Below are 25,393 nucleotides of genomic sequence, written 5' to 3' on the forward strand. Positions count from 1 at the left end.
GGTTTTTTCTCTTTGCCATATTTTATCAGTCAGAATGGGATAGCATCATTAAGAGATGCACTATGATCAGCAGCACCTGAAACGATAGCATAATTTGGGGTAGTAATGGATGAAGGGGCAGATTGCTCTTTCTTTGCATCAAGCAAATACAACTCGCCTTTGAATTGCGGTAAAATAATCTCTGTTGTGTAACGGTCATGCCCATTTTTATCTTGCCATTTGCGTGTCTGTAATTTGCCTTCTACGTAAACCTTTGAACCTTTGTTGAGATACTGAAGCGCTATTTTTGCTAAATGTGGATTAAAAATCACAACGGAGTGCCATTCTGTTTTCTCTACTTTTTGATGAGTATTTTTATCCGTATAGCTTTCAGAAGTTGCTATACTAAAATTGACTACCTCAGCTCCAGAATTCATTGTTTTGCTTTCGGGATCAGCACCTAAACGCCCGATTAACATCACTTTATTTAGCATGTTTTTTCTTACCTTAAATTTGTATTTTAATACATACAAAATCCTAGCATAATTTGCATGTTTTTTCAATTATTTCAAAAGGATATTATTGTTTTTTAACATATAAAATTATGTCTTAAAGCGCTCTTTGATAAATAATCAATTGACATAAATGCATGGTGTATAGTATCAAGTATCAAGAGGGTATATATGGCAATCGTTAGTTTTAAGCATAAAGGGTTGAAATTATTCTTTGAAAGAGGAGTCTGCAAAGGCATACAACCCGCGCATGCTAAAAAATTAGCAAACATTTTAGTAATTTTAGATACAATATCCGCGCCTGAACAAGTTACTCTTAAATCGTATCGTCTACATGCGCTTACGGGCGATTTAAAAGGTTACTGGTCAATGCGTGTCAATGGAAATTGGCGTGTTACCTTTCGTTTCATTGGGACAGACGTTGAACTGGTTGATTATCAAGATTACCATTGAGTTTTGAGGTGTTATTATGATGTACAATCCTCCACACCCTGGCGGCATTTTGAAAGAAGAATTGCTTGATGAATTAGGGTTAACAGTAACAGAAGCTGCAAATCGTCTTGGCGTTGCACGTTTAACTTTATCCCGCGTCTTAAACTGCCATGCAGCGATTAGCATTAACTTAGCTTTACGGTTAGAAAAAGCGGGTTTAAATGATGCGGAATTCTGGCTTAAATTGCAACAAAAGCATGATTTGTGGCAAGCTCGGCATAACAGCCTAATCCCACATATTTCACCTTTAGAGCAAGTAGGGCATCTTTAAAAAGACTTAGTCCATCTTTCTTCACACCTAGAGGGCATGTTCTTTAAAACCAAGCAACTTCTGATAGTTTTTTTACGCCTTTATTGATCTCGTCTATAAGAGGTTCGTAATTGAGAACGCTTTTCGGAATAGCACCACCGTAAACCCATGCTTTCACTTGCGCTTTGGTACTAAAATCCGCATTTTCTGGTGTGGTATAATACTGTCCGCCATCAAACTTTTCACACTCTCTTGTGCCGTCTTCATATTCGTAGAGGTTGTAAAAATACTCCTCTGTTCCGTCTCCCCAAGGAACATAACCAACAGCTGCTGCAACAAACTCTTTTTGCATGGGTTGTTTACGGTTTTTTAAGAATAGATGTTTTAAAATGAACATGCTTTAATCCTAATTTTACAAATTTGACCGTGCAGAGCGTTTTATATTGTGGAGTTTTTTATCATAAAATCTTAAATCGCTTTGTACGGTGCCTTTATGTTGATTTAAACGCACATCTAATCTCAAAACGATCAGCACTATTCACTATTTTGCTAACCTGAAATGTTTTCACTGTTCCTCCAAGAGCATTTAAAATTCCTTCAATTTTTTGCTTTTCAACCAACGTGAGTGGTCTTGAATTCTCTCTCATTGCCTTTTCGTTCAGCCTTTTTTCACGATTTTTCAAAACAGCTTTGCGTACAAGATTGGCTTTCGTCAAAAGACTATTTTCCAAATCATGACATAATCTTACTAACTCACGAATGCTTGGAAAAAACGTATCCGATAAATCTTCTACTTCATCGCATAAAATCCGTTTAACCATTTTCATCAGTGACTATGCAGAAATACTTTCCAAAACCATTCCATAGGTAAGCACCATACCTTCATGATCTGTCTGTTGTGAAATTTTCAAACCACACGAAGGCATCCGAATTGCCTTGGCTATGTCCTCTTTGCTCGCTTTCACTGAAAACAATTCGTGAAGTTGATCACAAGCATCTAAGGCAATCACTTCCTGCTGTTGTGTCAATGCACTGCCACGCTTCAAAACCAAAGGAAACTCTAGAGCTATCCTCTCGTGAATGTGTTTTAAAGTGACCTCGAGACCCAATATCAAGGATGTTGTCTGAGATGTGTTCACCAACGCTTTTTTGCCTTTGACCGTGATTTCCATAGTTTTTTTCTTTCTCTAAATTCTCGGTAGCCTTCTTTTCTGCACTGGCTTTCCAATAATCTCGAAACTTTTCGATTTCGACTTTCACACGCTCTGGAGGCAAGCCTTCTTCGATTGCGAAATCGTAATTGGGTTCAAAATCCTTAGGGATACGACAGCCACGGTTATTTCTAACCCGTTTTGCTTTTTGGGAAACGTTCTCTTGCTCGTGTGGGAGGTTGGTTTTCTACTATCGTTTCGATTTGTTCTGATGTGGTCTCAACAGCAGAAACCTCTGTTGGCTTGTCAACCAAATCGATTGTTTCTAAATTTTCAGAACCAATTTCTTTTTTTACTAAAACAATTAGTTTATATATATTCTTATTCTTTATAGCTTGATTTTGCTTGTGCACCTTTTTTACTATCTTTACTACAACTTGCGATATGTGCTCTTTTTTATCAGTAAAAGCTTTTAATTCTTCTTCAACGTGCGTATTCCACAATCCATTATCTGTTTGGATAAGTTTACCATTTCTTGTTAAGTGTTCGACAATAGTTGCAAACTTTTTTGCGAACAATTGCAAATACGTGCAAGCGTTCCAAAATTTTCTTTAATTGGTGCTTTTTTATCGTACATGCAAACGAGAAGCGTTATATAAACGCCCCTTTGTTTCAATGTCATTTCATCTGTCTCACTGATCCAGTCATACAGATGAAATCTTATCCACGGCATACCATTAGATATGCGCACTCCCTTCTTTCATTAAATATAAAAAATTGTTAAAGCATCTGCTTCGTTGTCATCTTGTAGCGCATGTCCTTTTGTATAAACCGTCTTAATTATTTCTTCTTTTGAGGTATTTCCTTTATCTGTTGTTACCTTCATTTTTGTAAGCCATTGCTGAAAACGCAAATAGCACATACCATCGCCTTCAAAACGATAGGATTCAAAATTGACAGTACTACTTGTTATATTGCTGTCTACACGAGAAATTGTCCAGCCTGTCTTGGTATCTAGATCAAGGCAGAGAATGGTTTGTGCATTGATGATCATGTTCCCCTCATTAAGGCTGTTGCGTATTTATATGTGCGCTATGACAGAGCGTGTTGTGATTGCCTGTCTTGAAAAAATGTTTGTGAGAAAATATTTGAAACTACTTTTTGGCTAAATTTTTTACTGCCATTCGAGGAAAATAATCTTGGAAGCAGTTAATCTTCGAATTTATTCTTCTTGTTTTTGAGTTAGATCTTTTTGTGCATGTATTATTTCAGCTTCTTTATCTATTATTTTGTCTTTTTTATTTATCTCTTTTCTGAGCTTTTGCATCGTTTTACAAGAGTCATGAAGAGTATAAGCCAACCCAAAATTAGCAATAAAACAAATAACAACTGCTACTACTAAACTCAGATCTATCTCCTTTCCATACCTCACTTCCTTTTCTTCATATTATCTTACTCCTGTTAAGAGTATAAATAGTGCTGCTGGTGTTGGAGAAATCTTAGGATTGATGATGAGGCATTTGTTAGATGCAAATGATTTCGAAGAAGAGCTTAAGCATTACAAATCAGTTACAACAGAAGTTAAGCGAATTTTACCAAGTCCTGTTGTGAAAGTTGCTTAACGTTAAAAACATGACTCATTTCCTCATCCTTAAGGATGAGGAAATGAGATTGACTGCCTCTCCACCCTAAAAGACGAGGAGGAGGTCAAAGTGCTAAAAAGGTACTTCAAAAAGCAGCAATGATTCGTATTTTAGCATCATCGCGGTGCCGTCTGATAGCGTTATAATGGAGTTGCGAAAGGTGGTTTAGAAGGTGGTTTAATTTTTGTTGATTTTTAATAACTCATTGGAAAATAAGGGGAATTAAGACAGTCTGGTGCGGACGGCGGGACTTGAACCCGCAAGGTCTTCGACCGGCAGATTTTAAGTCTGCTATGTTTACCGTTTTCATCACGTCCGCGATGAGAGTTCTCTCATAAGCTATATCTTTTATTGAATCAAGAATTAATGACAAAAGAAACATTTTTCATTTTTTTAGTAAAATTTTGACTGACAATAGTTTTCTTTATCGCTAGAAAAAGCTTTTATAATGTAAATAATGCATGAAATGATTAGTATTATGAGTCAATTTATTCAAGACGTCACAAAAGCTATGGTGGGATTGCATCACGTGTTTGCTGAAACACCACTTCAAAGAAATGATTTTCTTAGTCAAAAGTATGATGCAGAAATTTATTTAAAGCGTGAAGATTTAACACCGGTGCGGTCTTATAAGATTCGTGGTGCTTTCAATTTTGTTTCAGAAATGCTGAGCAGTATATCACCAGATTCTGCATTTGTTTGCGCTTCAGCGGGGAATCATGCGCAAGGGGTTTCTTTTGTTTGTCGTTATTTTAAACGTAAAGGCGTGATTTTTATGCCTATGACAACGCCACAACAAAAAATTGAAAAAACACGTATTTTTGGTAAAGAATTCATTGATATTCGTTTGATTGGTGAAACATTTGATCAATGTTATGAAGCTGCGCAATCCTTTGTCGTGGAGAGCGGTGGTGTAATGGCTCCGCCTTTCGATGATATTCGCATTATTACGGGGCAGGCAACTGTGCTCTGTGAAGCTGCTTTACAATGGAAAAAACTTAATGGAGAAAGTGAGCCAGATTTAATGATTGTGCCGGTAGGGGGAGGGGGGTTGGCAAGTGGGGTGAGCAAGTTTTTACATGAATATGGTTGGAAAACAAAACTTCGTTTTGTTGAGCCGCAAAGAGCTGCAAGTTTGCTTGCTTGTTTGGAGAGTGGAAAACGGGTTAAGCTTGAAAGTATTGACACTTTTGTAGATGGTGCTGCTGTGGCTGAAATTGGTGCGCTAAACTATACAATTCTAAAGAAATTTTCCCCTGATTCTGTCATTACGGTTCCTGAAAATCGTGTTTGTTCTACGATGGTTGAAATGCTTAATGTTGAAGGTGTTGTCCTTGAACCGGCTGGTGCTTTATCTATTGATGCGCTTAACAGTATTCCTCCTCAAGAGTTAAAAGGGAAAAAAATTCTTCTCGTTATTTCAGGAGGTAATTTTGATTTTGAGCGTTTGCCAGAAATTAAAGAGCGTTCTTTACGTTTCCAAGGGTTGAGAAAATATTTTATTTTTAGTTTTCCGCAACACCCTGGTGCATTGCGTCATTTTCTTTCCACATTATCACCAGATGATGATATCGTACGTTTTGAATATCTTAAAAAATCAGCGAGAAACTTTGGTTCTGTATTGGTTGCGATTGAAACAAAAAAATACGGTAATTTTTATCTTTTAGAGGAAAAATTTCAAGCGTTAGGTTGGCGTTATCGTGATATTACTGATGATCAAACGTTATTTGATTTTGTTATTTGAGAAATTGGAATTTTACTAAAACAAGAAGTATAATGATGAAACCTATTTTTTATTTGGTGCTGAGTCTATTTTTCTTTTTGATTGTTAATCAACAGAGTTTAGCATCTCAGCCTACAATAATACAAAAAGCTGAACTTTCAAAAGTTGTTGTTGATGTCAATAATGCTATAAAAAATAGGGATTTTACACCTATTTCTCGTTATATGCCTGAGCGACTTTATAAAGAGATGGCACATCGATTGAATACAACAGAGAGTGCTTTACGTAGTGATTTTCTTCAACAGTTGCATAGGAAATTTGAGGATTTGCCTTCTGGTGCTTATTATTTAGATAAAGAAAATATAGAGTATTTACAAACTGATAACGGTACTTTGTATGCTTTAATTCCAACAGTTCTTGAGATGAAGGATCGCATCATTCGATATAAAACTTTGGCGATTTTTGATAAAACTCAATGGTATTTAATTTATGGCGGTCAAAAAACTTTACAAAACCCAGTTTTTCTCGAGATTTATCCTGATTTTATCAAGGTACATTTACCGATGGACACAATCATCAAAAAGTAAACGATCTAAATATTGTTTTTTTATTCATGATAAATGTATTTCGTAAAGTTCTTGCTTTTTTATCATAATCCAAGGATAATGGGGATGAAGGCATTTAGGCTGGTTTGTTGGCTTTTTGTAAAGTGAAGTTTATACGCCTTTATCTTGATTTCAAGGTGCTCATGAGTTGCGCAAGCTGCTTTTTAAGCGTTGCTTCATTTAAAATGTCAGGGATTTCTCTTGCGCGGATTCTTGAGTGGAAGGTTCAGCTGGTTACTTGTTTTGAGTTCTTCAGCTGAGGAAAGATTGTATTTTGCCTATAAACGAAGAAAATGTTTTTACAAAGTTAGGTTTGCCTACTCTTTTGATTAAAAATTTACTCATTGCTGGGATGAGTAAACCTAAACCTATACAAGAACAAGCTATTCCAGTGATGTTGAAAGGACATGATATTTTAGGTGTTGCTCAGACAGGTTCTGGAAAAACCTTGGCGTTTGGTTTACCTATTTTAAGTCAGATTTTGGCTTTGGGTAATAAACGCTGTCCTAAAACTGCACGTGCTTTGATTTTAGCTCCAACGCGTGAACTTGCTGTCCAGATTGATGAAACGATTCGCACTGCGGCGAAGGGAGCTCATCTTTCAACATGTCTTATTTTTGGGGGCGTGTCACGTTTAAAACAAATTAAACGTATGGAAGCAGGTGTGGATGTTTTGATAGCGACTCCAGGGCGTTTGAGAGATCTTGTTCGTGAAAAGTGTGTTGATCTTTCCCAATCTCGTTTTTTGATTTTGGATGAAGCAGATCGTATGTTGGATATGGGGTTTATTCATGATGTCAAGCAAATTGCAAAGCTTTTGCATCAAGAGCGTCAGACAGCACTCTTTTCTGCAACAATGCCGAGGGAAATTGCTGTGCTTGCAAAATGTTTACTCAATGATCCTGTTAAAATTGAAGTTGTTCCTCAAGGTACGACGGCTGTAGAGATTTGCCAAAAATTATATTGTGTTTCTACGAATGAAAAAAAGAATGTTTTAAGTAAACTTTTGACAAATCCAGCTTTTAATTCGGTTATTGTTTTTACCCGAACTAAACATGGGGCTGATTCTGTTACACGTAGTTTGGCAAAGATAGGATATTCAGTCGCAACGATTCATGGGAATAAATCACAGGGTGCTCGCCAGTCTGCTTTAAAAGCTTTTCGTGAAAGATCTGTGCAGATCCTTGTGGCAACAGATATTGCTGCACGCGGTATTGATATACCAGGGATAAGCCACGTTATTAATTATGACTTACCAGATGAAGCTGAAAGTTATGTACATCGTATTGGTCGTACAGGACGTAATGGTGCATCTGGTGAAGCACTTACACTTTTTGATGAGAGGATAGAAAGGGAACGGTTGCGTGCTATAGAGCGCTTGATTCGTATGAAATTGGCGGTTGAGTCAGTTCCAGAACAATTTGCAGCGTTTCCAGAAAAGCCAATTTTGCCAGAAAGTAGAGAAAAAGAAAACGATAAGGAACGCCGTTTTAAAAAATCTAAACGTCAAAAACAGTTTTTAGGTCGAAAAGATGATGCCGCACAGTTGCAGCGGAAGAATTCTTCATCTCCAAATGAGAGGCATAAAAAAGCAAAAGCGGTGGCAAAGCGTGCAAAGCCTTTTCGTTTTCGAAAATCAGTTAAGAATGCCGCCTAGATAAAGTCTTGAAAAAAGATCATGTACTGGGGATTTTTTTACTTTTGTTGATTTATTCTCAATTGAAAAGAGGTATAAAATATTCTTGCCAAAATAAGAAGGTCTTTTAGAGGTTTTCATTTTTTAGAAATGAAAAGCTTCTAACTGTCTGGATTTATATAAAATCATTTTTTAAAAGATGTGTTTTATCTTTAATGATAACTTTTAATTTTAAACATTGATTTCTAATAATAACTCATTGTTTTATATGTTGAATAATTCATTATATCGTAATTTTTTTCATTTTGAAGCTATTTATGTGGATCAATCAAAAGTATTCATTTGCACGTTATATGTGAAATTATCGTATAGATAAACATTTGAGAAATAAATAAAATGATTCTTATAAACTCTTTCAAAGGCAAGGGGTGTTGCTAAGATTGAGAGTTGGAAAATAGTATGATGGTATGGCTTTTATTATAAATAAAGATGGGATGATCAATCGATTTCATTTTATACCATTTACGGGAGTCATTGTGAAATGGGCTTGGGGGGGATTTAAGAGATATCTCTTTAAAAAGCGTGTGACTGCATAATACAATAGCGAGAATATCTGATTTCTGAAGGCTTTCTCAGGATTCTTAACATTTAGCTTGTTATCTTGGTTTTTATTGTAAAACACTATTATTTGGGGGGATATAAAGCCTATAAGACTTTATGTATTAAATGTTTTATGACAGTAGGATGAAATATCTAAGGCAAGGTTGTTTGTAAAGCGTTGAAGTGGTTAGCAGGAGGAACAACCTGTTAGATTAAGACGCCGGAATGTTTACAGACTTGTTTGATGTTTTTTGCTTTTAAGATGGGGAGGCGGTTATGTGGGATGTATGGAGATAATATATGCCCTGATTGTTGTTTCTTCCATTTTTCAAAATGATTGCTTCATGAGCAGGTTTTAAGTTTAATTGCTTTATGGAGTACAAATCATTTTTTCCTTGGACAAAAATTATATGAGATCTTTTTCCATTGCTGATGGAGCGTAATAATTCTCTCTCCTGAAAGAAATCGTAATTTATAATGTGCAAATAATTGCAGTGCTCTCTGATAGAGAGCGCGGTAATTTGAAAAAAGTAATCTTATTTGTGCTACCTTAAAATGAATCAACCATTTTTTGCGTTCATTGCAAAAAATACATCCCATAGGATATTGCGTTTCTACTTTATTGCAAAAATTCTATTCCCTTACTTTTATTAACGAATCCCTCATGTCTAAAAATTTTAGAAAAAATAATAAACTACGTGGAATAAAAGAATGTGGCTCCCCGGGCCGGATTCGAACCAGCGACCAACCGGTTAACAGCCGGTTGCTCTACCGCTGAGCTACCGGGGAATGGTGCCCAATCATTTAGTTGAAAAGGCTATAGCAAAGCAATACTGATTTGCAAAGGATAAAATTACTTTTTTTTTTAAAAATATGATAAATTGTGTAATAAGAGGAAAAAAGGCGAGAGAAAATTTCTATACCTTGACGGATGCGTTGCCTTCCCTTATTGAAACCTTTATGTTTGTTGACGAGGCCTCGTGGCGGAATGGTTACGCAGAGGACTGCAAATCCTTGTATCCCGGTTCGATTCCGGGCGAGGCCTCCAGCCGATTTTAAGCGAAACGGCTTTTAGGGGAGATGAGGTATAGGAAAATAGATTATTTCCCTCTATAGTTGTTCCTCTATAGTTGTGAAGACACTTTTTTATGAGAGATCATACAGTTAAAATCTAATTGTTGACTGGAGCATCCTTTTTCGTAACGCTCATAGTTTGAGAGATCTTCGTCCATCATTGTCGCTGTTTTGTTTGTTTTTTGTAGGTTAGGAGAAAATATTCGTTATGGTTGCAGATTTTGCTGAGCTTCGTCGCAAAATGGTTGACAATCAAATTCGTACAGTTGATGTAACGGATTTATCAGTTCTTGAAGCGTTTTTAACGGTATCTCGTGAAGATTTTGTATCGGAAGATATGAAAGTATTAAGTTATCTTGATACCGACATTGTTCTATGTCCAGTACAAGATGGGGTTCCTGCACGCTATTTGATGAAACCTGCATCTCTAGCGAAATTACTACAGCTTGCCGCTGTAAAATCATCAGATGTTGTTTTAGATATTGGTGCAAATAGTGGTTATTGTGCAGCGTTGCTTGCAAAACTTGCAGGGTCTGTGATTGCGTTGGAAAGTAATAAATCTCTTTTTGAGCGTGCTCTTGAAGCTTTAGAACGTAATCAATGTGATAATGTGGTTGTCGTTCATGGTCCATTAGAGCAAGGATATGCTGTTGAGGGACCTTATGATGTGATTTTCATTGAGGGATCTGTTGATTTTATTCCACAAGGTATCTTTGATCAAATGAAAGACTGTGGACGTCTTGTTGTGGTTGAAGGGTATGGAAATGCTGCTGTTGCACAAATCTATATAAAAGAAGATGGGATCATTTCCGCACATCGTGCTTTTAACCTCGCTGTAAAGCCTCTTCCTTGTTTTTTAAAAACACCTGGTTTTGTGTTTTAGTGCTTGTTTGTTTGTGAATAAAAGATAGTTTTGTAATTTATTTGGGGTTTGTTATTGTGTGTATTGTGTTTAAAATAAACAAGAAGTTTCAGGTGTGTTTATTACTGGTATTGAGTATTTTACTATCAGATACTGTTTGTGCTGAAACATTGATGGATGCCTTTGCTAAGGCTTATAAGAATAACGCTAAGTTGAATAGTGAACGTGCAGCTGTGCGTATATCCAGTGATGATGTTGTCATTGCGCGATCAGGGTTATTGCCACAAGTTGAGGGGGTTGGGAACTATGGTCGGAATAAGTCGTTTACAGGTCCTTATGTTACTTCTGGATCTATAGGCGTGAGATTAAATCAAAGATTATTTGATGGTTTTATCACGCAAAATATCTTTTCTTCAGCCCAAGTTAAGTTGCAGGCTCAGCGTGAATATCTTCGTAATGTTGAACAAAATACGTTTCTGGAGACAGTGACCGCTTATGCTAATGTCTATCACGCACGTCGTGTTGCCGATCTTCGGAGAGAAAATTTGGCAGCTCTTGAAGAACAAGTTCGTTCCAATAAAGCAAAATTTGATGTGGGTGAAGGAGGGCATGTTGATCTTGCTCAAGCTCAAGCTGCACGTTCTGTGGCTGTTTCAGAGCTGAGTCTTGCTCGTGCTGATGTAAAAGCAGCAGAGGCAGTGTATCGACAAGTTATTGGTTCTGATCCTGAAAAGTTAAAACGCCCACCCGTAGCCAAAGATTTTCCCGTCAACCTTGATATGGCTTACCAAATGAGCGTTGTGATGCATCCAGCAATCCTTTATGCTAAATATCTAGTCGATGCGAGTGTTTACAATGTAAAGGCGAAAGAAGGAGCATTGCTCCCTAAAGTCGATTTCTCTGCAACAGCATCTTATAATCGAATCTACAGCGGTACTGGAGAGGATGGAGTTTCTAAATCAATAGGATTGTCAGTAAGTGTCCCAATCTTTGAAGGAGGGCGTACGTCTGCGCAAATTCGCCAATCAAGGGAACAGCTTGGACAGGCACAGCTTCAACTCGATTTGGCGCATAGTAATACTAGGCAAGTACTTACTTCTGCTTGGTTTCAGTTGGAGGGCGCAAGCTCATCTGTTATTGCTTACCGTGAAAGTGTTCGTGCTGCTGAAATTGCTCTGAAAGGCCGTGTTCAAGAAAATCGCGTAGGGCAAGCAACGACGCTGGATGTTTTAAATTCTCGTACTCAATTGATTAATGCTCAGATTGCGCTTGCAATGGCGGAGCGTAATGCTGTTGTGGCAAGCTATAGTGTTCAATCTTCTATTGGTAGACTGACTGCAAATTATTTAGGTTTAAAAACAATTAAATATATCCGATAATGCATAAAAGTATCTCTTTAATCTTAAATTATTTTAGTTTTTAAAAGATTAGTAAATCAATAGTTGAATATGTTTAAAAATAGAACGGTGAGATGTTATTTTTATAAGTGTAGAAAATTGTGTGTAGCGCCCTCTTTATGACAAGCATATTTGAAAATATCGCGGGAGGCATGTTGATCTTATGATTCTTTTGCATACACTGAAAGTATGATTCTATTTGTTGTTGCGTCTTTGAGAGGTTGTAAAGTATGGTACAGAGTTCAAGCGTGTTACGTGAGCCAAGTATGGATGAAATTTTAACATCTATTCGTGAAATAATCGAAGAAAATGCGGTTCAATCTGATCACTTTTTAAATGAAGATGTTGCAGTGAATGCTTCGGAAGGTCGTTCAGAAACTTCATCAGAGGGTATTTATGATACAACCTTATCGGTTGATGATGCTATGAAAGCTTTAGCTGATCGTATTGGTCTTTCTTCTGAAAATCAAGGGGGGAAGATAACGCAAGAGAAAGAGGATATAGAGGCAGAAAATAATACAGTTGGTATGGATATGCAAAAGATGAAGCTTTCTTCTGAAGAACAGAATTCTGTTTATAAAACAAAAGAATATGAAGATGAGATAAGGAAATCACAGTCAGAAGCTAGAGGGGATGGTCATGTGGAATTGTCTGCATATTGTATTTCTTCTGCAGAAAAGATTGCAAAGGATGTGTTGCGTCCGGCTATAGCAGAATGGTTACAGTCTAAATTGCCTATTTTGCTGGAAGATATTTTGCGTGAAGAGATTGTGAAAGCGATTAAAAAATCATCTTAATTGTTTTTATGTTTTTCATTTTATGAGAATTTTGTTTGCGATTTTGCGGGCTCTTTAGTGAATGGCTGAAAATCACGGGTTTTTGATCGGGATTTGATCATATATTGTGTTTTTCAGCGGCGTTATGGATGGATAGAATGTTAGAAAAAAACTATGATGCTGCCTCTATAGAGCAACGGGTTGCAAAGAGATGGGAGACTCGTGGGGCCTTTAAAGTGGGAGCTGGTTCTAAAAGCGGTGCAGAACCTTTTTGCGTTATGCTTCCACCTCCTAATGTTACGGGCTCACTTCATATGGGGCACGCGCTCAATACGACAATTCAAGATATAATAGTTAGATTTCAGCGGATGCGTGGCAGAAATGTCTTGTGGCAGCCTGGTATGGATCATGCTGGGATTGCTACACAAATGGTTGTAGAGCGTCAACTTGCAGAAAGCCAAGAGCCAACGCGTCAAGAAATGGGGAGAGAAAAGTTTATTGAGCGTATTTGGGAGTGGCGTTATGAAACTGGAGGCGTTATTGCAAACCAGTTGCGTCGTCTTGGGGTTTCATGTGATTGGTCGCGTGAGCGGTTTACAATGGATGAGGGGTTGTCGCAGGCAGTCCGTGAAGTCTTTGTCACGCTTTATAAGCAAGGGTTGATATATAGGGATAAGCGCCTCGTCAATTGGGATCCTAAATTGTTGACAGCTATTTCAGATCTTGAAGTTGAGCAAAAAGAAGTTCAAGGACATTTGTGGCACTTTAGATATCCACTTGAGGGTAAAATTTTTGATCCAAATGATGCGACAACTTTTATAACAGTGGCGACAACACGACCAGAAACAATGCTTGGTGATACAGGAATTGCCGTTAATCCTGAAGATGAGCGTTATAAAAATCTTATCGGTAAAAATGCTCTTTTGCCACTTGTTGGTCGTAGGTTATTAATTGTTGGTGATACGCATGCTGATCCTGAATCTGGAAGTGGTGCTGTAAAAATCACACCAGCTCATGACTTTAATGATTTTGAAGTAGGACAGCGTAATCATTTACGCTTGATCAATATTTTTACCCAAAAAGCCGAGATTTTTCTCCGTGAAAATGAAGCATTTTTTGATGGTTTGATTTTATCAGATGAATTAAAAATGTTAGTAGAAAATCTCGATAAATCTGATCGTTTTGTTGCGCGCCAGAAGATTGTTTCTTTGATGGAAGAACAGGGATATTTAGCCTCTGTGGATAATCATACCCATATGGTTCCTCATGGAGATCGCAGTGGTGTCCCTATTGAGCCGTTTTTGACAGATCAATGGTATGTTCATGCTGCTGAATTAGCAAAGCCAGCGATAGAGGCTGTTCAACAAGGCAAAACGCGGTTCGTTCCTGATAGCTGGAAAAAGACTTACTTCAATTGGATGGAAAATATTCAACCTTGGTGCATTTCTCGCCAATTGTGGTGGGGACATCAGATTCCTGCTTGGTATGGTCCTGATGGAACGGTTTTTGTTGAAAAAAGTGAAAAAGAGGCTTTAGATTCAGCTTTTGCTCATTATGGTGAGGTTGTTGAATTAATTCGTGATCCGGATGTTTTAGATACTTGGTTTTCATCAGCTCTTTGGCCTTTTTCAACATTAGGATGGCCAAATAAAACGACTGAATTATCTACTTTTTACCCAACATCTTTATCCGTGACAGGATTTGATATTATTTTTTTCTGGGTTGCTCGTATGATGATGATGGGACTTCACTTTATGGGTGACGTTCCTTTTCCAACGGTCTATGTGCACGCTCTTGTTCGGGATCAAAAGGGTGCAAAGATGTCAAAATCAAAGGGAAATATTATTGATCCCTTAGAGCTTATTGATCAATATAGTGCTGACGCACTTCGGTTTACTTTAGCTATTATGGCAGCACAAGGTCGTGATGTAAAACTTGACGCTTCCCGTATTGCTGGTTATCGTAATTTTGCTACGAAATTGTGGAATGCTACTCGATTTGCACAGATGAATGGTGTGAAGCATGATCCAACTTTTAAGCCAGAACAAGCAAAACTGGCGCTTAATCGTTGGATTTTAACAGAATTATCCAAAACAATTTCAGCAGTGACGGCTGGTATTGAACACTATAAATTTAATGAGTCAGCTGCCACACTTTATCGTTTCATTTGGAATACATTATGTGATTGGTATTTGGAGCTTCTCAAACCTATTTTTCAGGGGGGAAATGAAGATGCTAAAAATGAGGCTCAAGCTTGTACTGCTTGGGTTTTAGATGAAGTTTATAAACTTCTTCATCCTTTTATGCCTCATATGACGGAAGAGTTGTGGTCTCTTACAGAAACGCAAGCCATCAAGCGTGAGGATATGCTCGCATTGACAAAATGGCCAGAGGAAACATTGATAGATAAAGAAGCTGCTGATGATATTAATTGGCTTATTGATGTCGTTACAGGGATTCGGTCAGTACGTTTTGAAATGAATATTCCAGTGGCTACACAAGCACCTCTTGTTGTTGTTGAAGGAGGGGAAGTAACGCGAGAGCGTGTGAGGCGTTATGATGCACTTCTTAAAAAATTAGCGCGTATTGAAGTTATTGATTTCTCTGATAAAGTTCCGGAAGTATCGGCACAAATGATTTTGGGAGAGGCTGTTTTTTGTTTACCATTAGGACAGTTGATTGATTTGGAGGCTGAACGTGTTCGTTTGAGGAACGATGTCAGTAAAATTGAACAAGATATTGAAAAAATATCGCTTAAGTTAAACAATCCCAAATTTATAGCAAATGCAAAAGCAGAAATTGTTGAGCGTGAACGGAACAGGGTTGTAGAACTGCGTGCAGCGCAGAAGAAAATATTTGTTGCTTTAGAGCGGTTGGATTGATTTCAACTTTTTATTTTTTGATGGATGATTTCATACCATTAGGGCTGGTGTAGATCTTCTTTAAAGAGACTTTTTCTTTTGTTAGTTTTTCATGAACGATCATAAAATCTCTACTGAAATCCATTGTTTTATGTTTATCTTTAAAAAAACATCTTTTAAGGTACCTGAGCCTATTTCACGACGGAAATCATGAATGGTATAACGGTAAATCCATTGAGCTCCCCTTCTTTACGCTTGTGAAGTAACAAGCGCTGGCGCCATCCCACCCAATCTGGACAAGGACTTGGCACTTAAGACCGTTCATAAGAGGCATTTTTAGTTCTTTCTTACACAGAGTTTTTATCCACATAGCTCTCTCTGCTTGTAATGTGCAAGCGGATGGTTTTGATTGATTCAACATGGAACAGGTTTTGAATGAGAGAATCTTACGATATTCTAGGGACTCATTTAACATGCAAAAAAGGTAAATTATCATAATAAATCAATATGTTGTTTTATTACTGTAAAACATCATCATTTAGAGTAGCAATATAAGGCATGTAAAATTACACATGTGGTATTTTTGTTTTATGTAGTGGTGAGTATTCTGAGGTAGGGCTTGTGTGTAAAGTATGAATTAACCCCATGTGAAATGATGTCAGGTGGAATCTGTTAAACAAAAAGCTGTATTGTTTATAGATTGACGGTGGCAAAAAACTTCATCTTTAAGGTGGTAAGGCAGTTGTGAAGTTATAAGTTAACGATCATCATTATATTTATTTATTTTTCGTATTGTTTTTTATGCTTAAATGCTTACCATTCATCATGTATTCTCTTCGTTCTCAAGTTGCTGTTTAATGCACGTTATTTTATTGAGCGATTTTTATTCATACGTATAAAATTTTAAAATCAATAAATCCTAGAATGTTAAAGGAGGTGTTACAAAATATAAAATGATGATTTATATTTAAAAATCAATTTGTTGTATATAAAAATGGATACTTAATTTTATCAAACATTTTGGATGGTTTTTATTTATTTGTCTTTTCTTTTAAAATTTTTAATTTAAAATCGCGCGTGCTTTTTACTAAGAAAAAGGGTTTAAATATCTACAAAGAAATTTGTAACAGATATAATCATTAAAATTGAGATAGGGGGGGAATGGTTAATAGGTTTCGGATATGGAAAAAAGCCACGATTGTTGTGATTTTAGGGGGATTTTTTTCAACTGTTTATGCAATAGATGTCAATAGCTTGCAAGAAGCGAATGATGGTTCGTTTTATTGTTTTAAACGTGGTATATCTGCTTATAAAAATGGGCATATAAATCAGGCTATTGCAGCATTACGTCGTGCGGCTAAGAGAGGCCATATTGGTGCGAATTGGAAACTTGGCTCTATCTATGCAAACGGTGATGGTGTCCCTAAAAATGATTATAAGGCATATCATTTTTTTGCATATATTGTTGAAAAAGGTGCTGATCTTGGTTCAGAGGATGAAAGTTATGTTTCTGATGCATTGGTTAAACTTGCGGGATATATAAAAAAAGGTATTCCTCAATCACCTGTGAAACCTGATTCTTCTTATGCTGCTCATCTTTATATGCGGGCTGCGGTAAACTATGGAAATCCTAAAGCTCAGTATCATTTAGGAAAAATATTTTTAAAGGGAGAGGGAAGGGAGAAGGATCTTATACAAGCAGCACGATGGTTTCAACTTTCAGCAAAAAAAGGAAATCCTTCCGCCCAAGCAATGCTTGGAAATATGCTGCTTCAAGAAGGAAAAATTGTCCGTGGAGCGGCAATGTTAACTGCTGCTTATGAAAAAGCTAACGTAAAAGACAGAAATTGGATTCGCCCTTTACAAGAACAGGCTTTTGCTCTTTGTAATGAATTTGAGAGACGTACAGCAATTTCACTGGTTGCTGATATTTTAAAAAATAACAGTTTTTAAACATCTGATTGTAATATTTTTACATTCTCTCATCTGTCATTAAACTCTACTGTCTTGTGTCTAAGTTTACAGTAGAGATAGCTTTTTGTGATAATATAACGGCTAATGACTTAGGATTTTAGACAAAAATTCTTGCGTTCTCGGTGTTCTCGCTTGCGGATCAGAAAAGAACTCTTTAGATGAACAGTCTTCAAGAATTGTTCCTTGATCTATGAAAATAACACGCTCCGAGACTTTTTGTGCAAATCCCATTTCATGAGTTACACAAATCATCGTCATACCTTCTTCTGCTAAGCTAATCATGACATCGAGCACTTCACCTACCATTTCAGGATCTAGAGCAGATGTTGGTTCATCAAAAAGCATGACAAGTGGATCCATAGTTAAGGCACGTGCAATAGCAACACGTTGTTGTTGCCCTCCAGAAAGTTGACCAGGATATTTATCTTTGTGTTCAATCAGCCCAACGCGTTCAAGATACAACAATCCACGTTCAAGTGCTTCTTTTTTGCTTCGTTTTAGGACTTTGATTTGTGCAATTGTCAAATTTTCTGTGACAGATAAATGGGGGAAAAGCTCGAAGTGTTGAAATACCATTCCCACCTGACTTCGCAATTTAGGAAGATTCGTTTGTTTTGAATGAACTGGTACTCCATTAATCCAAATTTCACCTTTTTGAAAAGGGACGAGAGCGTTAATAGTTTTAATGAGTGTTGACTTTCCTGATCCCGATGGACCACAAACGACAACGACTTCTCCTTTATTAATGTTGGTTGTACAGTTTTTAAGGACTTTAATTTCGCCATACCAATTAGAAACATTTTTTATTTCGATCATATGAGTAGACATTTTTTTTCCTATTAGCGAATAATGGATACTTTTTTTTGTAAATACAAAACTATTTGTGACAGCGTAAAACAGATAACAAAATAGAAAACAGCTGCTAAGATATAAGCTTCTTGCTTTACACCAAAATTATTAGCAGCAATATCAAAACCATTTAAAAGACTGTTGCCACTGATTGCATAAACAAGGGTTGTATCCTGAAAAAGGATAATAACTTGTGTTAAAAAAACTGGTAGCATGTCTCTAAAGGCTTGAGGAAGAATGACAATGTACATACTTTGCCAATATGTCATTCCGAGAGCTTGTCCCGCATATTTTTGTCCTTGCGAAACTGAGTTTATGCCAGCACGCATAATTTCTGCAAAATAAGCCGTTTCAAATGCGGTAAAGGTAATGAGTGCTGATTTATTTGCACCGATGGATGTACCAGTTAAAAAAGGCAAAAGCACGAAAAACCATAAGATAACCATCACAAGTGGTATTGAACGCATAGCTGTTATGTAAACGATTGCAAACCAAGAAAGAAGTTTTATGGAAGAAAGGCGCATCATTGCTAAAAGGGTGCCGAAAACAAACCCCAATACCGTTGCAAAAAGAGTTAGAAAAACGCTAAAGAGCAAACCTGATAAAATGTAAGAACAAAATACATCAAAGGTAAAAAAGGAAAAATCAAAGTCGGAAAAATTGAAAGGAAAATAAAGTCCAAACTGAGAGCTTATGAAATTCATCATTTTCAATTTCCCTTTGTTTGAAAATTAGGAATTTTGAGTATTTGTTCAATGACTGTCATCACAATGAATACCAATAAGGCTATTAGAATATAAAGAATCGTAACAAGCAAATAGTTTTCGTAAACATGGCTTACCTCTTCAATTGCTTGGTATTGAAATTGCATGAGCTCATTTATTGAAACGGCGAATGCTATAGACGAATTTTTCACAATGCCCATTGCTTCTGAAGTAAGAGGGGGCATAATTGTACGTATAGCACGTGGTAGTATAATATAGCGATAACTTTGATAAGTTGTAAACCCCATTGCCATAGCAGCATAACGTTGTCCAGAAGGAATTGCTTCAATGCCTGAACGAACCTGTTCTGCAATGCGTGCAGATGTAAAGAATCCCAATGCGCATGTTATTAAGAGAATGGGGGAAAATTTCATCGCTGGTGGATAAATCTTAGGAACAACAAAATACCACAAGAATACTTGTACAAGGAGGGGAATATTACGCATAATCTCCACCCAAATAGCACCGATAGTGCGAAATATATAATTGATTATCGATGTTTTGGGTAAAGTACGCATTGTTCCTATAATAACACCACACAATACAGCTAATATAAGTGAAGTGATAGACAATATAACCGTATTTTTTAAGCCATCGAGAAGTGTATCTAAATAGGTATGACTCACGCCGGGAGTTCCCAGGCATCCCGTTACCAGTGTTTGGGTAAGGTCATCTCTACAAAGGAAAGAAAAGTCCATTAATTGATATTCCCTCAAATTAGTCATTCACAAATAGGACAATAAACTAAGCGCATCTACATAGGCCAAATTTATTAAAAAGTGAATTAAAAATAAACCACACTCAATTTTTAAAGAGTGTGGTTCTTCTTTATTAAATTTTATAAATCTTTTTCTGTGTAGCTTTCTCGCGGTTTATTATTTGGGTGATCCCAAGCATATCTTGTTTGTTTAGACAAGGGAAGGTTCATAACAGTGTTAGCAGGTGGGATCGGTTTCATAAACCACTTATTATAAAGCTTTTCAAGTGATTCATCTTTAATCTGACGTACGATACTATCGTTGATTGTTTGTTCAAATTTTTTGTCATTTAATCTGAGCATACAGGCGATCGGTTCGACTGAAAGTACAGTATCAAGAATGACATAATCAGATGGATTCTTTGATTTAGCAATATGTCCCGCAATAATTGAAGCATCCATAACAAAAGCATCTGCCTTACCAGATTCTAATAATAAAAAACTATCTCCGTGATCTTTCCCCTTTAAAACTTTAAACTGAATGTTTTTTGCACGTTTGTTTTTACGAATAAGTTGAACAGATGTTGTACCGGTGGTCGTTGCAATTGTTTTTCCATTTAAATCGTCAAGAGATTTAATGTTAGAGTTTTTCTTTACAGCAATACGAACCTCTTCAATGTATGTCGTATAAGCAAATGCTGCTTCTTTACTGCGGGCAATATCATTTGTTGTTGAGCCGCACTCAAAATCATAGGTTTTATTTTTTAAGAGAGGAATTCTATTTTGAGAAGTGATAGGAAGATAATGAATTTTAATTGGTTTACCAATTTTTTTTGAGATATCATCAATGATACGTTCTGCCATTTCTGTATGAAAACCGACATATTTATTATTACCAAGGGCGTAGGCTAAACCAGATGATTCACGGACACCTAAAGTAATTTCCCCTGTTCGTTTTATTTTTTCAAGAGTATCATGTTCAGCATGCGCGACGCTTGTGAAACCAATGGCCGTTGCTGTAATAAACATTAATAATGATTTCTTCATTTATGTCCTCCATTCATTTATCTTTACTTTAGCTGTTTAAGATATACTGTTTACATGGTGTAGCATAGTTATTATTTTTGAGTGGAATTTTTTTGTTGTTTCATAATCGGTGTTGTGCTTTCTTAATTGATATTAAGGTGAATCCAAACAGGAACGTGGTCGGATGGTTTTTGATATCCCCTTACTTCTGTTTGACTATGAGCGCAAATAAGCTGATCAACAGCTTCTGGTGATAATAATAAATGATCAATGCGAATCCCATTATTTTTAGGCCAAGCACCCGCCTGAAAATCCCAAAAACTGAAGGAGGGAGTATCGGTGACATTTCGGATAGCATCGTAAAGACCTAAATTAAGAATACGTTGAAATACTTTTCTTGTTTCTTGAAGAAATAAGGCATCTTGATACCATTCTTGAGGTTTTTTTGCATCTAATGGAGCGGGGATGACATTATAATCACCCGCTAGAATAAGGGGTTCTTCATACGCAAGCAATGATTTTGCATGTGTATATAATCTTTCCATCCATTCTATTTTATAGGAATATTTTTCACTCTCAATAGGATTCCCATTTGGTAAATAGAGAGATGCAACACGAACAACACCTTTGTTTGTTGAATAAACAGCTTCAATGTAGCGTGTCTGCTCATCATTATCATTGCCTGGTAATCGACGGATCACTTCATCTGGTGTTTTTTTAGAGAGAATCGCAACACCATTAAAACTTTTTTGTCCGTGTGTTTCTATATGGTAACCTAAATTTTCAATTGCATCGCGTGGAAAATTTTCATCAATACTTTTAATTTCCTGTAAACAGACTATGTCCGGCTGGCTCTGCTGCAGCCATTGACATAATGTTTCATGTCGTGCTTTTATTCCAGCAATATTCCACGTTGCTATTTTCATGGCGCTCATCATTAGATATCAAGTATGCAATTCAATTTACTGCATTCATGTTTTATTACAGTCACATTGCTGCTTTTTATTTATAGGGATATTACTATGGTAAATTGATTTATCAAGAGTAGTGGTAAAAGCAAATTTAAAGTTTTAAAATTTAATTTATTTTCATTTTTAAAAACTTTCTGCTGTTTAGTTCTTGACGAATGTAAGTGTTCTCGCTATTAGAAGTGGACATAACCGATGTGGATGTGATCAGGTGTTTTGGATATGAACCGAAAGATTATTCACAGGTGTTAAGAAGATTAAAAGCAAATGCTAGTGCAAAAGGCTATTGCCTTCTCTGCTTGTGGTCGGGTGAACTGTTTTTTGCAGGTATGCCCGATTTTGTGTGTAGACTTATATATCTATTCCGATTCTGTTGGAGTGGATGGAAATGAAATAGAAAAGCCCGATTGGGTGAGACGAATGTAGATCGAAAAGAGGAAGGTTGCATGCCTACCGTAAACCAGTTGATTCGCAAACCGCGTGTAGCGCCAGTTAAACGTAATAAGGTTCCTGCTTTGCAGTCGAATCCGCAGAAGCGTGGTGTTTGTACGCGTGTTTATACAACAACACCGAAGAAACCTAATTCTGCTCTTCGTAAAGTTGCTAAGATTCGCTTGACGAATGGATTTGAGGTGATTGGTTATATTCCTGGAGAGGGACATAATCTTCAAGAGCACTCTGTTGTGATGATTCGCGGTGGTCGTGTGAAAGATTTGCCAGGGGTTCGTTATCACATTATTCGTGGTTTGCTTGATACGCAGGGTGTCAAGAATCGTAAACAGCGTCGTTCAAAGTATGGCGCAAAGCGTCCAAAATAATATTGAGAGACAAAGCCAATGTCCCGTCGTCATAGAGCAGAAAAGCGTGAAATTAATCCAGATCCTAAGTTTGGTGATTTGGTTATTATGAAATTTATGAATGCCATTATGTTTGATGGTAAAAAATCAGTTGCAGAGCGTATTGTTTATGGTGCGCTCGATTCTGTAGAAAAAAGAGTAAAAACAGATCCTGTGGCTCTATTTCATCGGGCCTTAGAGAATGTTGCTCCTCATATTGAAGTTCGCTCACGCCGTGTTGGTGGTGCTACTTATCAAGTTCCGATTGATGTTCGTCCTGATCGTCGTCAGGCTCTTGCTATTCGTTGGTTGATCGCTGCGGCACGTGGTCGGAATGAAACGACGATGATTGAGCGTTTATCTGGTGAACTGATGGATGCGGCTAATAATCGCGGTTCTGCCGTGAAAAAGCGTGAAGATGTTCATCGTATGGCTGAGGCTAATCGTGCTTTTTCTCACTATCGCTGGTAGAAGTTTTAAACTAAGGCAAATATAATGGCTCGCGAATATAAAATTGAAGATTATCGTAATTTTGGTATTATGGCGCATATTGATGCTGGTAAGACTACGATGACTGAACGTATTCTGTTCTATACCGGCAAGAATCATAAAATTGGCGAGACCCACGATGGTGCTTCTACGATGGATTGGATGGAACAGGAGCAGGAGCGCGGTATTACGATTACGTCTGCTGCGACAACGACGTTTTGGGAAGGGCGTGACGGTCGGAAGCGTCGCTTTAATATTATTGATACGCCAGGGCACGTTGATTTTACGATTGAGGTTGAGCGCTCTTTGCGTGTTCTTGATGGTGCAATAGCTTTGTTGGATGCAAATGCTGGTGTGGAGCCTCAGACGGAAACTGTTTGGCGGCAAGCTGAGAAATATCGTGTGCCTCGTATGGTTTTTGTTAATAAAATGGACAAAATAGGAGCTGACTTCTATCGTAGTGTGGAGATGGTTGGTTCTCGGTTGGGTGCTAAAGCGCTTGTTTTGCAGTTGCCGATTGGTGCTGAAAATGACTTTGAAGGCGTTGTTGATCTTGTAGAAATGAAAGCTTTAAAGTGGGATGGTTCTATTGGTGCCTCGGCGGTGATAAGTGAAATTCCCTCTGATTTAAGAGAGAAAGCTGAAGAATATCGCGAGAAATTGATTGAGATGGCTGTGGAGGTTGATGAAGCTGCGACAGAGGCTTATTTAGAAGGTGTTATGCCAACCAATGAACAGCTTGTTTCTCTCATTCGCAGGGGGACAGTGGAAGTTCAGTTTCATCCGGTTCTTTGTGGTACGGCTTTTAAAAACAAGGGAATTCAGCCGCTTTTGGATGCTGTTGTTTCTTATCTTCCTTCTCCAGTTGATGTTCCGGCAATTAGTGGTATTGATGTGAAGACTGAGACTGAGACGACACGCGAATCTTCAGATGATGCTCCACTATCTATGCTTGCTTTTAAAATTATGAATGATCCTTTTGTTGGTTCGTTGACGTTCTGTCGTATTTACTCAGGTAAAGTTCAGAAAGGTATTTCTCTTGAGAATACTGTGAAAAAGAAGAAAGAGCGTTTGGGGCGTATGCTTCAAATGCATTCAAATTCTCGTGAGGATATTGAAGAAGCATTTGCTGGTGATATTGTTGCTCTTGCAGGACTTAAAGAGACGACAACAGGTGATACTCTTTGTGATCCTTTGAAGCCTGTTATTTTGGAGAGGATGGAATTTCCAGAGCCTGTTATTGAGATTGCAATTGAACCGAAAACAAAAGCAGATCAAGAAAAAATGGGTATTGCTCTTAATCGTCTGGCAGCCGAAGATCCTTCATTTCGTGTTAAATCGGATGAGGAATCTGGTCAGACTATTATAGCTGGAATGGGTGAGCTTCATCTTGATATTATTGTTGATCGTATGCGGCGTGAATTTAAGGTTGAAGCAAATGTTGGGCAGCCTCAAGTTGCTTATCGTGAGTCAATTACTAAAATGGCGGAAATTGATTATACGCATAAGAAACAATCGGGTGGTGCCGGTCAGTTTGCTCGTGTAAAAATTGTTTTTGAGCCTCATGATGGTGATGACTTTATTTTTGAGTCGAAGATTGTGGGTGGTGCTGTTCCTAAAGAATATATTCCCGGCGTCCAAAAAGGGATTGAAAGTGTTATGGGATCAGGTCCTCTTGCAGGCTTTCCTATGCTTGGTGTAAAAGCAACACTTATTGATGGTGGCTATCACGATGTTGATTCTTCGGTTTTGGCTTTTGAGATTGCTGCTCGTGCAGCTTTTCGTGATGGAGCAAAGAAGGCTGGTGCACAGCTTCTTGAACCGATCATGAAGGTGGAAGTTGTTACACCAGATGATTATGTTGGTGATGTTATTGGTGATCTCAATTCTCGTCGGGGACAGATTTCAGGAACTGAAGCGCGCGGTATTGCAACAGTTGTGAATGCGATGGTTCCTTTGGCAAATATGTTTGGTTATGTGAATACCCTTCGCTCTATGAGTCAGGGGCGTGCACAGTACACAATGCAGTTTGATCATTATGAGCCTGTACCTTCGGCTGTTGCTTTGGAGATTCAAAAGAAATACGCGTAATTTCAGGTTGGTAATTAATTTTTAACTTAGTCCTTGGCTTGGACGGAAAATGGAGAGCTCAGATGGCGAAGAGCAAGTTTGAACGAACAAAACCGCATGTTAATATTGGTACGATTGGTCACGTTGATCATGGGAAGA

The 25,393-nt window shown here is 37.4% G+C and carries 26 protein-coding genes, 3 tRNA genes and 1 pseudogene; 15 read left to right on the plus strand and 15 right to left on the minus strand.

Going from position 1 to position 25,393, the window contains the following annotated elements; genetic code table 11:
• Positions 1–29: 29 nt before the first annotated feature.
• Positions 30–473, minus strand: a complete 444-nt coding sequence (ssb, locus tag ACFIKR_RS04730) for a single-stranded DNA-binding protein (RefSeq protein WP_375659038.1) — start codon at positions 471–473, stop codon at positions 30–32.
• Between the two features lie 189 nt (positions 474–662).
• On the opposite strand from ssb, the gene ACFIKR_RS04735 reads away from it, so the two are divergent.
• Positions 663–944: a type II toxin-antitoxin system RelE/ParE family toxin gene (locus ACFIKR_RS04735; RefSeq protein ID WP_252619286.1), complete on the plus strand. Its 282-nt coding sequence runs from the start codon at positions 663–665 to the stop codon at positions 942–944.
• Positions 945–960: 16 nt separating this feature from the next.
• A complete protein-coding gene (locus ACFIKR_RS04740; protein ID WP_375659039.1) occupies positions 961–1,254 on the plus strand; it encodes a HigA family addiction module antitoxin in 294 nt (97 codons plus the stop codon).
• Positions 1,255–1,297: 43 nt separating this feature from the next.
• On the opposite strand, the gene ACFIKR_RS04745 is transcribed toward ACFIKR_RS04740, so the two are convergent.
• From ACFIKR_RS04745 to ACFIKR_RS04780, 8 genes are all read right to left on the minus strand, one after another.
• A complete protein-coding gene (locus ACFIKR_RS04745; RefSeq protein WP_375659040.1) occupies positions 1,298–1,630 on the minus strand; it encodes a hypothetical protein in 333 nt (110 codons plus the stop codon).
• A gap of 94 nt (positions 1,631–1,724) precedes the next feature.
• Positions 1,725–2,060 (minus strand): hypothetical protein, encoded by a 336-nt coding sequence (locus ACFIKR_RS04750; protein ID WP_375659041.1) that lies wholly within the window; start codon positions 2,058–2,060, stop codon positions 1,725–1,727.
• Positions 2,061–2,066: 6 nt separating this feature from the next.
• Positions 2,067–2,405 carry a hypothetical protein gene (locus ACFIKR_RS04755; RefSeq protein ID WP_375659042.1) on the minus strand — a complete coding sequence of 113 codons (339 nt, stop codon included), beginning with the start codon at positions 2,403–2,405 and terminating at the stop codon, positions 2,067–2,069.
• Positions 2,406–2,575: 170 nt separating this feature from the next.
• Positions 2,576–2,962, minus strand: a complete 387-nt coding sequence (locus tag ACFIKR_RS04760; protein ID WP_375659043.1) for a hypothetical protein — start codon at positions 2,960–2,962, stop codon at positions 2,576–2,578.
• A complete protein-coding gene (locus tag ACFIKR_RS04765; protein ID WP_375659058.1) occupies positions 2,923–3,117 on the minus strand; it encodes a DUF1376 domain-containing protein in 195 nt (64 codons plus the stop codon). The genes ACFIKR_RS04760 and ACFIKR_RS04765 overlap by 40 nt, the downstream gene beginning before the upstream one ends.
• A 30-nt stretch (positions 3,118–3,147) precedes the next feature.
• The gene (locus ACFIKR_RS04770) at positions 3,148–3,438 is read right to left on the minus strand and encodes a hypothetical protein (RefSeq protein ID WP_375659044.1); all 291 of its coding nucleotides are present in this window, start codon (positions 3,436–3,438) and stop codon (positions 3,148–3,150) included.
• Positions 3,439–3,606: 168 nt separating this feature from the next.
• Positions 3,607–3,816, minus strand: coding sequence for a hypothetical protein (locus ACFIKR_RS04775; protein WP_375659045.1), 210 nt, complete (start codon positions 3,814–3,816; stop codon positions 3,607–3,609).
• A 444-nt stretch (positions 3,817–4,260) separates the two neighbouring features.
• A tRNA-Leu gene (locus ACFIKR_RS04780) sits at positions 4,261–4,346 on the minus strand.
• 147 nt (positions 4,347–4,493) lie between these two features.
• Here ACFIKR_RS04780 and ilvA point away from each other — a divergent pair.
• The 3 genes from ilvA (at position 4,494) to ACFIKR_RS04795 (ending at position 8,012) form a co-directional block, all read left to right on the plus strand.
• Positions 4,494–5,771: a threonine ammonia-lyase IlvA gene (gene ilvA / locus ACFIKR_RS04785; protein WP_375659046.1), complete on the plus strand. Its 1,278-nt coding sequence runs from the start codon at positions 4,494–4,496 to the stop codon at positions 5,769–5,771.
• A 35-nt stretch (positions 5,772–5,806) separates the two neighbouring features.
• Complete coding sequence (locus ACFIKR_RS04790; RefSeq protein WP_375659059.1) at positions 5,807–6,337, plus strand: hypothetical protein; 531 nt, start codon at positions 5,807–5,809, stop codon at positions 6,335–6,337.
• A 292-nt stretch (positions 6,338–6,629) separates the two neighbouring features.
• The gene (locus ACFIKR_RS04795) at positions 6,630–8,012 is read left to right on the plus strand and encodes a DEAD/DEAH box helicase (RefSeq protein ID WP_375659047.1); all 1,383 of its coding nucleotides are present in this window, start codon (positions 6,630–6,632) and stop codon (positions 8,010–8,012) included.
• 1,293 nt (positions 8,013–9,305) lie between these two features.
• On the opposite strand, the gene ACFIKR_RS04800 is transcribed toward ACFIKR_RS04795, so the two are convergent.
• Positions 9,306–9,380, minus strand: a tRNA-Asn gene (locus ACFIKR_RS04800).
• 185 nt (positions 9,381–9,565) lie between these two features.
• On the opposite strand from ACFIKR_RS04800, the gene ACFIKR_RS04805 reads away from it, so the two are divergent.
• The 6 genes from ACFIKR_RS04805 (at position 9,566) to ACFIKR_RS04830 (ending at position 17,514) form a co-directional block, all read left to right on the plus strand.
• Positions 9,566–9,639, plus strand: a tRNA-Cys gene (locus ACFIKR_RS04805).
• Positions 9,640–9,873: 234 nt separating this feature from the next.
• Positions 9,874–10,548 (plus strand): protein-L-isoaspartate O-methyltransferase, encoded by a 675-nt coding sequence (locus tag ACFIKR_RS04810; RefSeq protein ID WP_375659048.1) that lies wholly within the window; start codon positions 9,874–9,876, stop codon positions 10,546–10,548.
• A gap of 56 nt (positions 10,549–10,604) precedes the next feature.
• Complete coding sequence (locus tag ACFIKR_RS04815; RefSeq protein ID WP_375659049.1) at positions 10,605–11,906, plus strand: TolC family outer membrane protein; 1,302 nt, start codon at positions 10,605–10,607, stop codon at positions 11,904–11,906.
• A gap of 248 nt (positions 11,907–12,154) precedes the next feature.
• Positions 12,155–12,721: a DUF2497 domain-containing protein gene (locus ACFIKR_RS04820; protein ID WP_375659050.1), complete on the plus strand. Its 567-nt coding sequence runs from the start codon at positions 12,155–12,157 to the stop codon at positions 12,719–12,721.
• A gap of 137 nt (positions 12,722–12,858) precedes the next feature.
• Entirely contained in the window at positions 12,859–15,582 is a 2,724-nt protein-coding gene (locus tag ACFIKR_RS04825) for a valine--tRNA ligase (protein WP_375659051.1), read from the plus strand.
• 1,140 nt (positions 15,583–16,722) lie between these two features.
• Positions 16,723–17,514, plus strand: coding sequence for a tetratricopeptide repeat protein (locus ACFIKR_RS04830; RefSeq protein ID WP_375659052.1), 792 nt, complete (start codon positions 16,723–16,725; stop codon positions 17,512–17,514).
• A 102-nt stretch (positions 17,515–17,616) separates the two neighbouring features.
• Here the strand turns inward: ACFIKR_RS04830 and ACFIKR_RS04835 are convergent, their stop codons facing one another.
• From ACFIKR_RS04835 to xth, 5 genes are all read right to left on the minus strand, one after another.
• Positions 17,617–18,363: an amino acid ABC transporter ATP-binding protein gene (locus ACFIKR_RS04835; RefSeq protein WP_375659053.1), complete on the minus strand. Its 747-nt coding sequence runs from the start codon at positions 18,361–18,363 to the stop codon at positions 17,617–17,619.
• A gap of 11 nt (positions 18,364–18,374) precedes the next feature.
• A complete protein-coding gene (locus ACFIKR_RS04840; RefSeq protein ID WP_375659054.1) occupies positions 18,375–19,091 on the minus strand; it encodes an amino acid ABC transporter permease in 717 nt (238 codons plus the stop codon).
• 2 nt (positions 19,092–19,093) lie between these two features.
• Positions 19,094–19,846, minus strand: coding sequence for an amino acid ABC transporter permease (locus ACFIKR_RS04845; protein WP_375659055.1), 753 nt, complete (start codon positions 19,844–19,846; stop codon positions 19,094–19,096).
• Positions 19,847–19,986: 140 nt separating this feature from the next.
• Positions 19,987–20,892 carry a transporter substrate-binding domain-containing protein gene (locus tag ACFIKR_RS04850; RefSeq protein WP_375659056.1) on the minus strand — a complete coding sequence of 302 codons (906 nt, stop codon included), beginning with the start codon at positions 20,890–20,892 and terminating at the stop codon, positions 19,987–19,989.
• 122 nt (positions 20,893–21,014) lie between these two features.
• Positions 21,015–21,797 carry an exodeoxyribonuclease III gene (xth, locus tag ACFIKR_RS04855; protein ID WP_015856590.1) on the minus strand — a complete coding sequence of 261 codons (783 nt, stop codon included), beginning with the start codon at positions 21,795–21,797 and terminating at the stop codon, positions 21,015–21,017.
• Between the two features lie 488 nt (positions 21,798–22,285).
• Between xth and rpsL the strand changes: the two genes are divergently transcribed.
• The 4 genes and pseudogenes from rpsL to ACFIKR_RS04875 form a co-directional block, all read left to right on the plus strand.
• On the plus strand, positions 22,286–22,657 hold the full coding sequence (gene rpsL, locus ACFIKR_RS04860; RefSeq protein ID WP_005773262.1) for a 30S ribosomal protein S12: 372 nt from the start codon (positions 22,286–22,288) through the stop codon (positions 22,655–22,657).
• Between the two features lie 18 nt (positions 22,658–22,675).
• Positions 22,676–23,146, plus strand: a complete 471-nt coding sequence (gene rpsG, locus ACFIKR_RS04865; RefSeq protein WP_015856589.1) for a 30S ribosomal protein S7 — start codon at positions 22,676–22,678, stop codon at positions 23,144–23,146.
• Positions 23,147–23,170: 24 nt separating this feature from the next.
• Positions 23,171–25,255: an elongation factor G gene (gene fusA, locus ACFIKR_RS04870; protein ID WP_015856588.1), complete on the plus strand. Its 2,085-nt coding sequence runs from the start codon at positions 23,171–23,173 to the stop codon at positions 25,253–25,255.
• A 62-nt stretch (positions 25,256–25,317) separates the two neighbouring features.
• Positions 25,318–25,393: pseudogene (locus ACFIKR_RS04875) on the plus strand (elongation factor Tu); the annotation flags it as partial.

The organism is Bartonella sp. MR30HLJHH, from assembly GCF_042194195.1.
Taxonomy (GTDB): domain Bacteria; phylum Pseudomonadota; class Alphaproteobacteria; order Rhizobiales; family Rhizobiaceae; genus Bartonella; species Bartonella grahamii.

What these genes read in the sequence shown, in the direction of transcription:
- ACFIKR_RS04740 (WP_375659039.1), top strand. Translation starts at nt 961, where the DNA reads ATGATGTACAATCCTCCACACCCTGGCGGCATTTTGAAAGAAGAATTG.
- xth (WP_015856590.1), bottom strand. Translation starts at nt 21,797, where the DNA reads ATGAAAATAGCAACGTGGAATATTGCTGGAATAAAAGCACGACATGAA.
- ACFIKR_RS04790 (WP_375659059.1), top strand. Translation starts at nt 5,807, where the DNA reads ATGAAACCTATTTTTTATTTGGTGCTGAGTCTATTTTTCTTTTTGATT.
- ACFIKR_RS04825 (WP_375659051.1), top strand. Translation starts at nt 12,859, where the DNA reads ATGTTAGAAAAAAACTATGATGCTGCCTCTATAGAGCAACGGGTTGCA.
- fusA (WP_015856588.1), top strand. Translation starts at nt 23,171, where the DNA reads ATGGCTCGCGAATATAAAATTGAAGATTATCGTAATTTTGGTATTATG.
- ACFIKR_RS04810 (WP_375659048.1), top strand. Translation starts at nt 9,874, where the DNA reads ATGGTTGCAGATTTTGCTGAGCTTCGTCGCAAAATGGTTGACAATCAA.
- ACFIKR_RS04750 (WP_375659041.1), bottom strand. Translation starts at nt 2,060, where the DNA reads ATGAAAATGGTTAAACGGATTTTATGCGATGAAGTAGAAGATTTATCG.
- ACFIKR_RS04835 (WP_375659053.1), bottom strand. Translation starts at nt 18,363, where the DNA reads ATGTCTACTCATATGATCGAAATAAAAAATGTTTCTAATTGGTATGGC.
- ssb (WP_375659038.1), bottom strand. Translation starts at nt 473, where the DNA reads ATGCTAAATAAAGTGATGTTAATCGGGCGTTTAGGTGCTGATCCCGAA.
- rpsG (WP_015856589.1), top strand. Translation starts at nt 22,676, where the DNA reads ATGTCCCGTCGTCATAGAGCAGAAAAGCGTGAAATTAATCCAGATCCT.
- rpsL (WP_005773262.1), top strand. Translation starts at nt 22,286, where the DNA reads ATGCCTACCGTAAACCAGTTGATTCGCAAACCGCGTGTAGCGCCAGTT.
- ACFIKR_RS04850 (WP_375659056.1), bottom strand. Translation starts at nt 20,892, where the DNA reads ATGAAGAAATCATTATTAATGTTTATTACAGCAACGGCCATTGGTTTC.
- ACFIKR_RS04765 (WP_375659058.1), bottom strand. Translation starts at nt 3,117, where the DNA reads ATGCCGTGGATAAGATTTCATCTGTATGACTGGATCAGTGAGACAGAT.
- ACFIKR_RS04735 (WP_252619286.1), top strand. Translation starts at nt 663, where the DNA reads ATGGCAATCGTTAGTTTTAAGCATAAAGGGTTGAAATTATTCTTTGAA.
- ACFIKR_RS04830 (WP_375659052.1), top strand. Translation starts at nt 16,723, where the DNA reads ATGGTTAATAGGTTTCGGATATGGAAAAAAGCCACGATTGTTGTGATT.
- ACFIKR_RS04845 (WP_375659055.1), bottom strand. Translation starts at nt 19,846, where the DNA reads ATGGACTTTTCTTTCCTTTGTAGAGATGACCTTACCCAAACACTGGTA.
- ACFIKR_RS04820 (WP_375659050.1), top strand. Translation starts at nt 12,155, where the DNA reads ATGGTACAGAGTTCAAGCGTGTTACGTGAGCCAAGTATGGATGAAATT.
- ACFIKR_RS04840 (WP_375659054.1), bottom strand. Translation starts at nt 19,091, where the DNA reads ATGATGAATTTCATAAGCTCTCAGTTTGGACTTTATTTTCCTTTCAAT.
- ACFIKR_RS04745 (WP_375659040.1), bottom strand. Translation starts at nt 1,630, where the DNA reads ATGTTCATTTTAAAACATCTATTCTTAAAAAACCGTAAACAACCCATG.
- ACFIKR_RS04770 (WP_375659044.1), bottom strand. Translation starts at nt 3,438, where the DNA reads ATGATCATCAATGCACAAACCATTCTCTGCCTTGATCTAGATACCAAG.
- ACFIKR_RS04755 (WP_375659042.1), bottom strand. Translation starts at nt 2,405, where the DNA reads ATGGAAATCACGGTCAAAGGCAAAAAAGCGTTGGTGAACACATCTCAG.
- ilvA (WP_375659046.1), top strand. Translation starts at nt 4,494, where the DNA reads ATGATTAGTATTATGAGTCAATTTATTCAAGACGTCACAAAAGCTATG.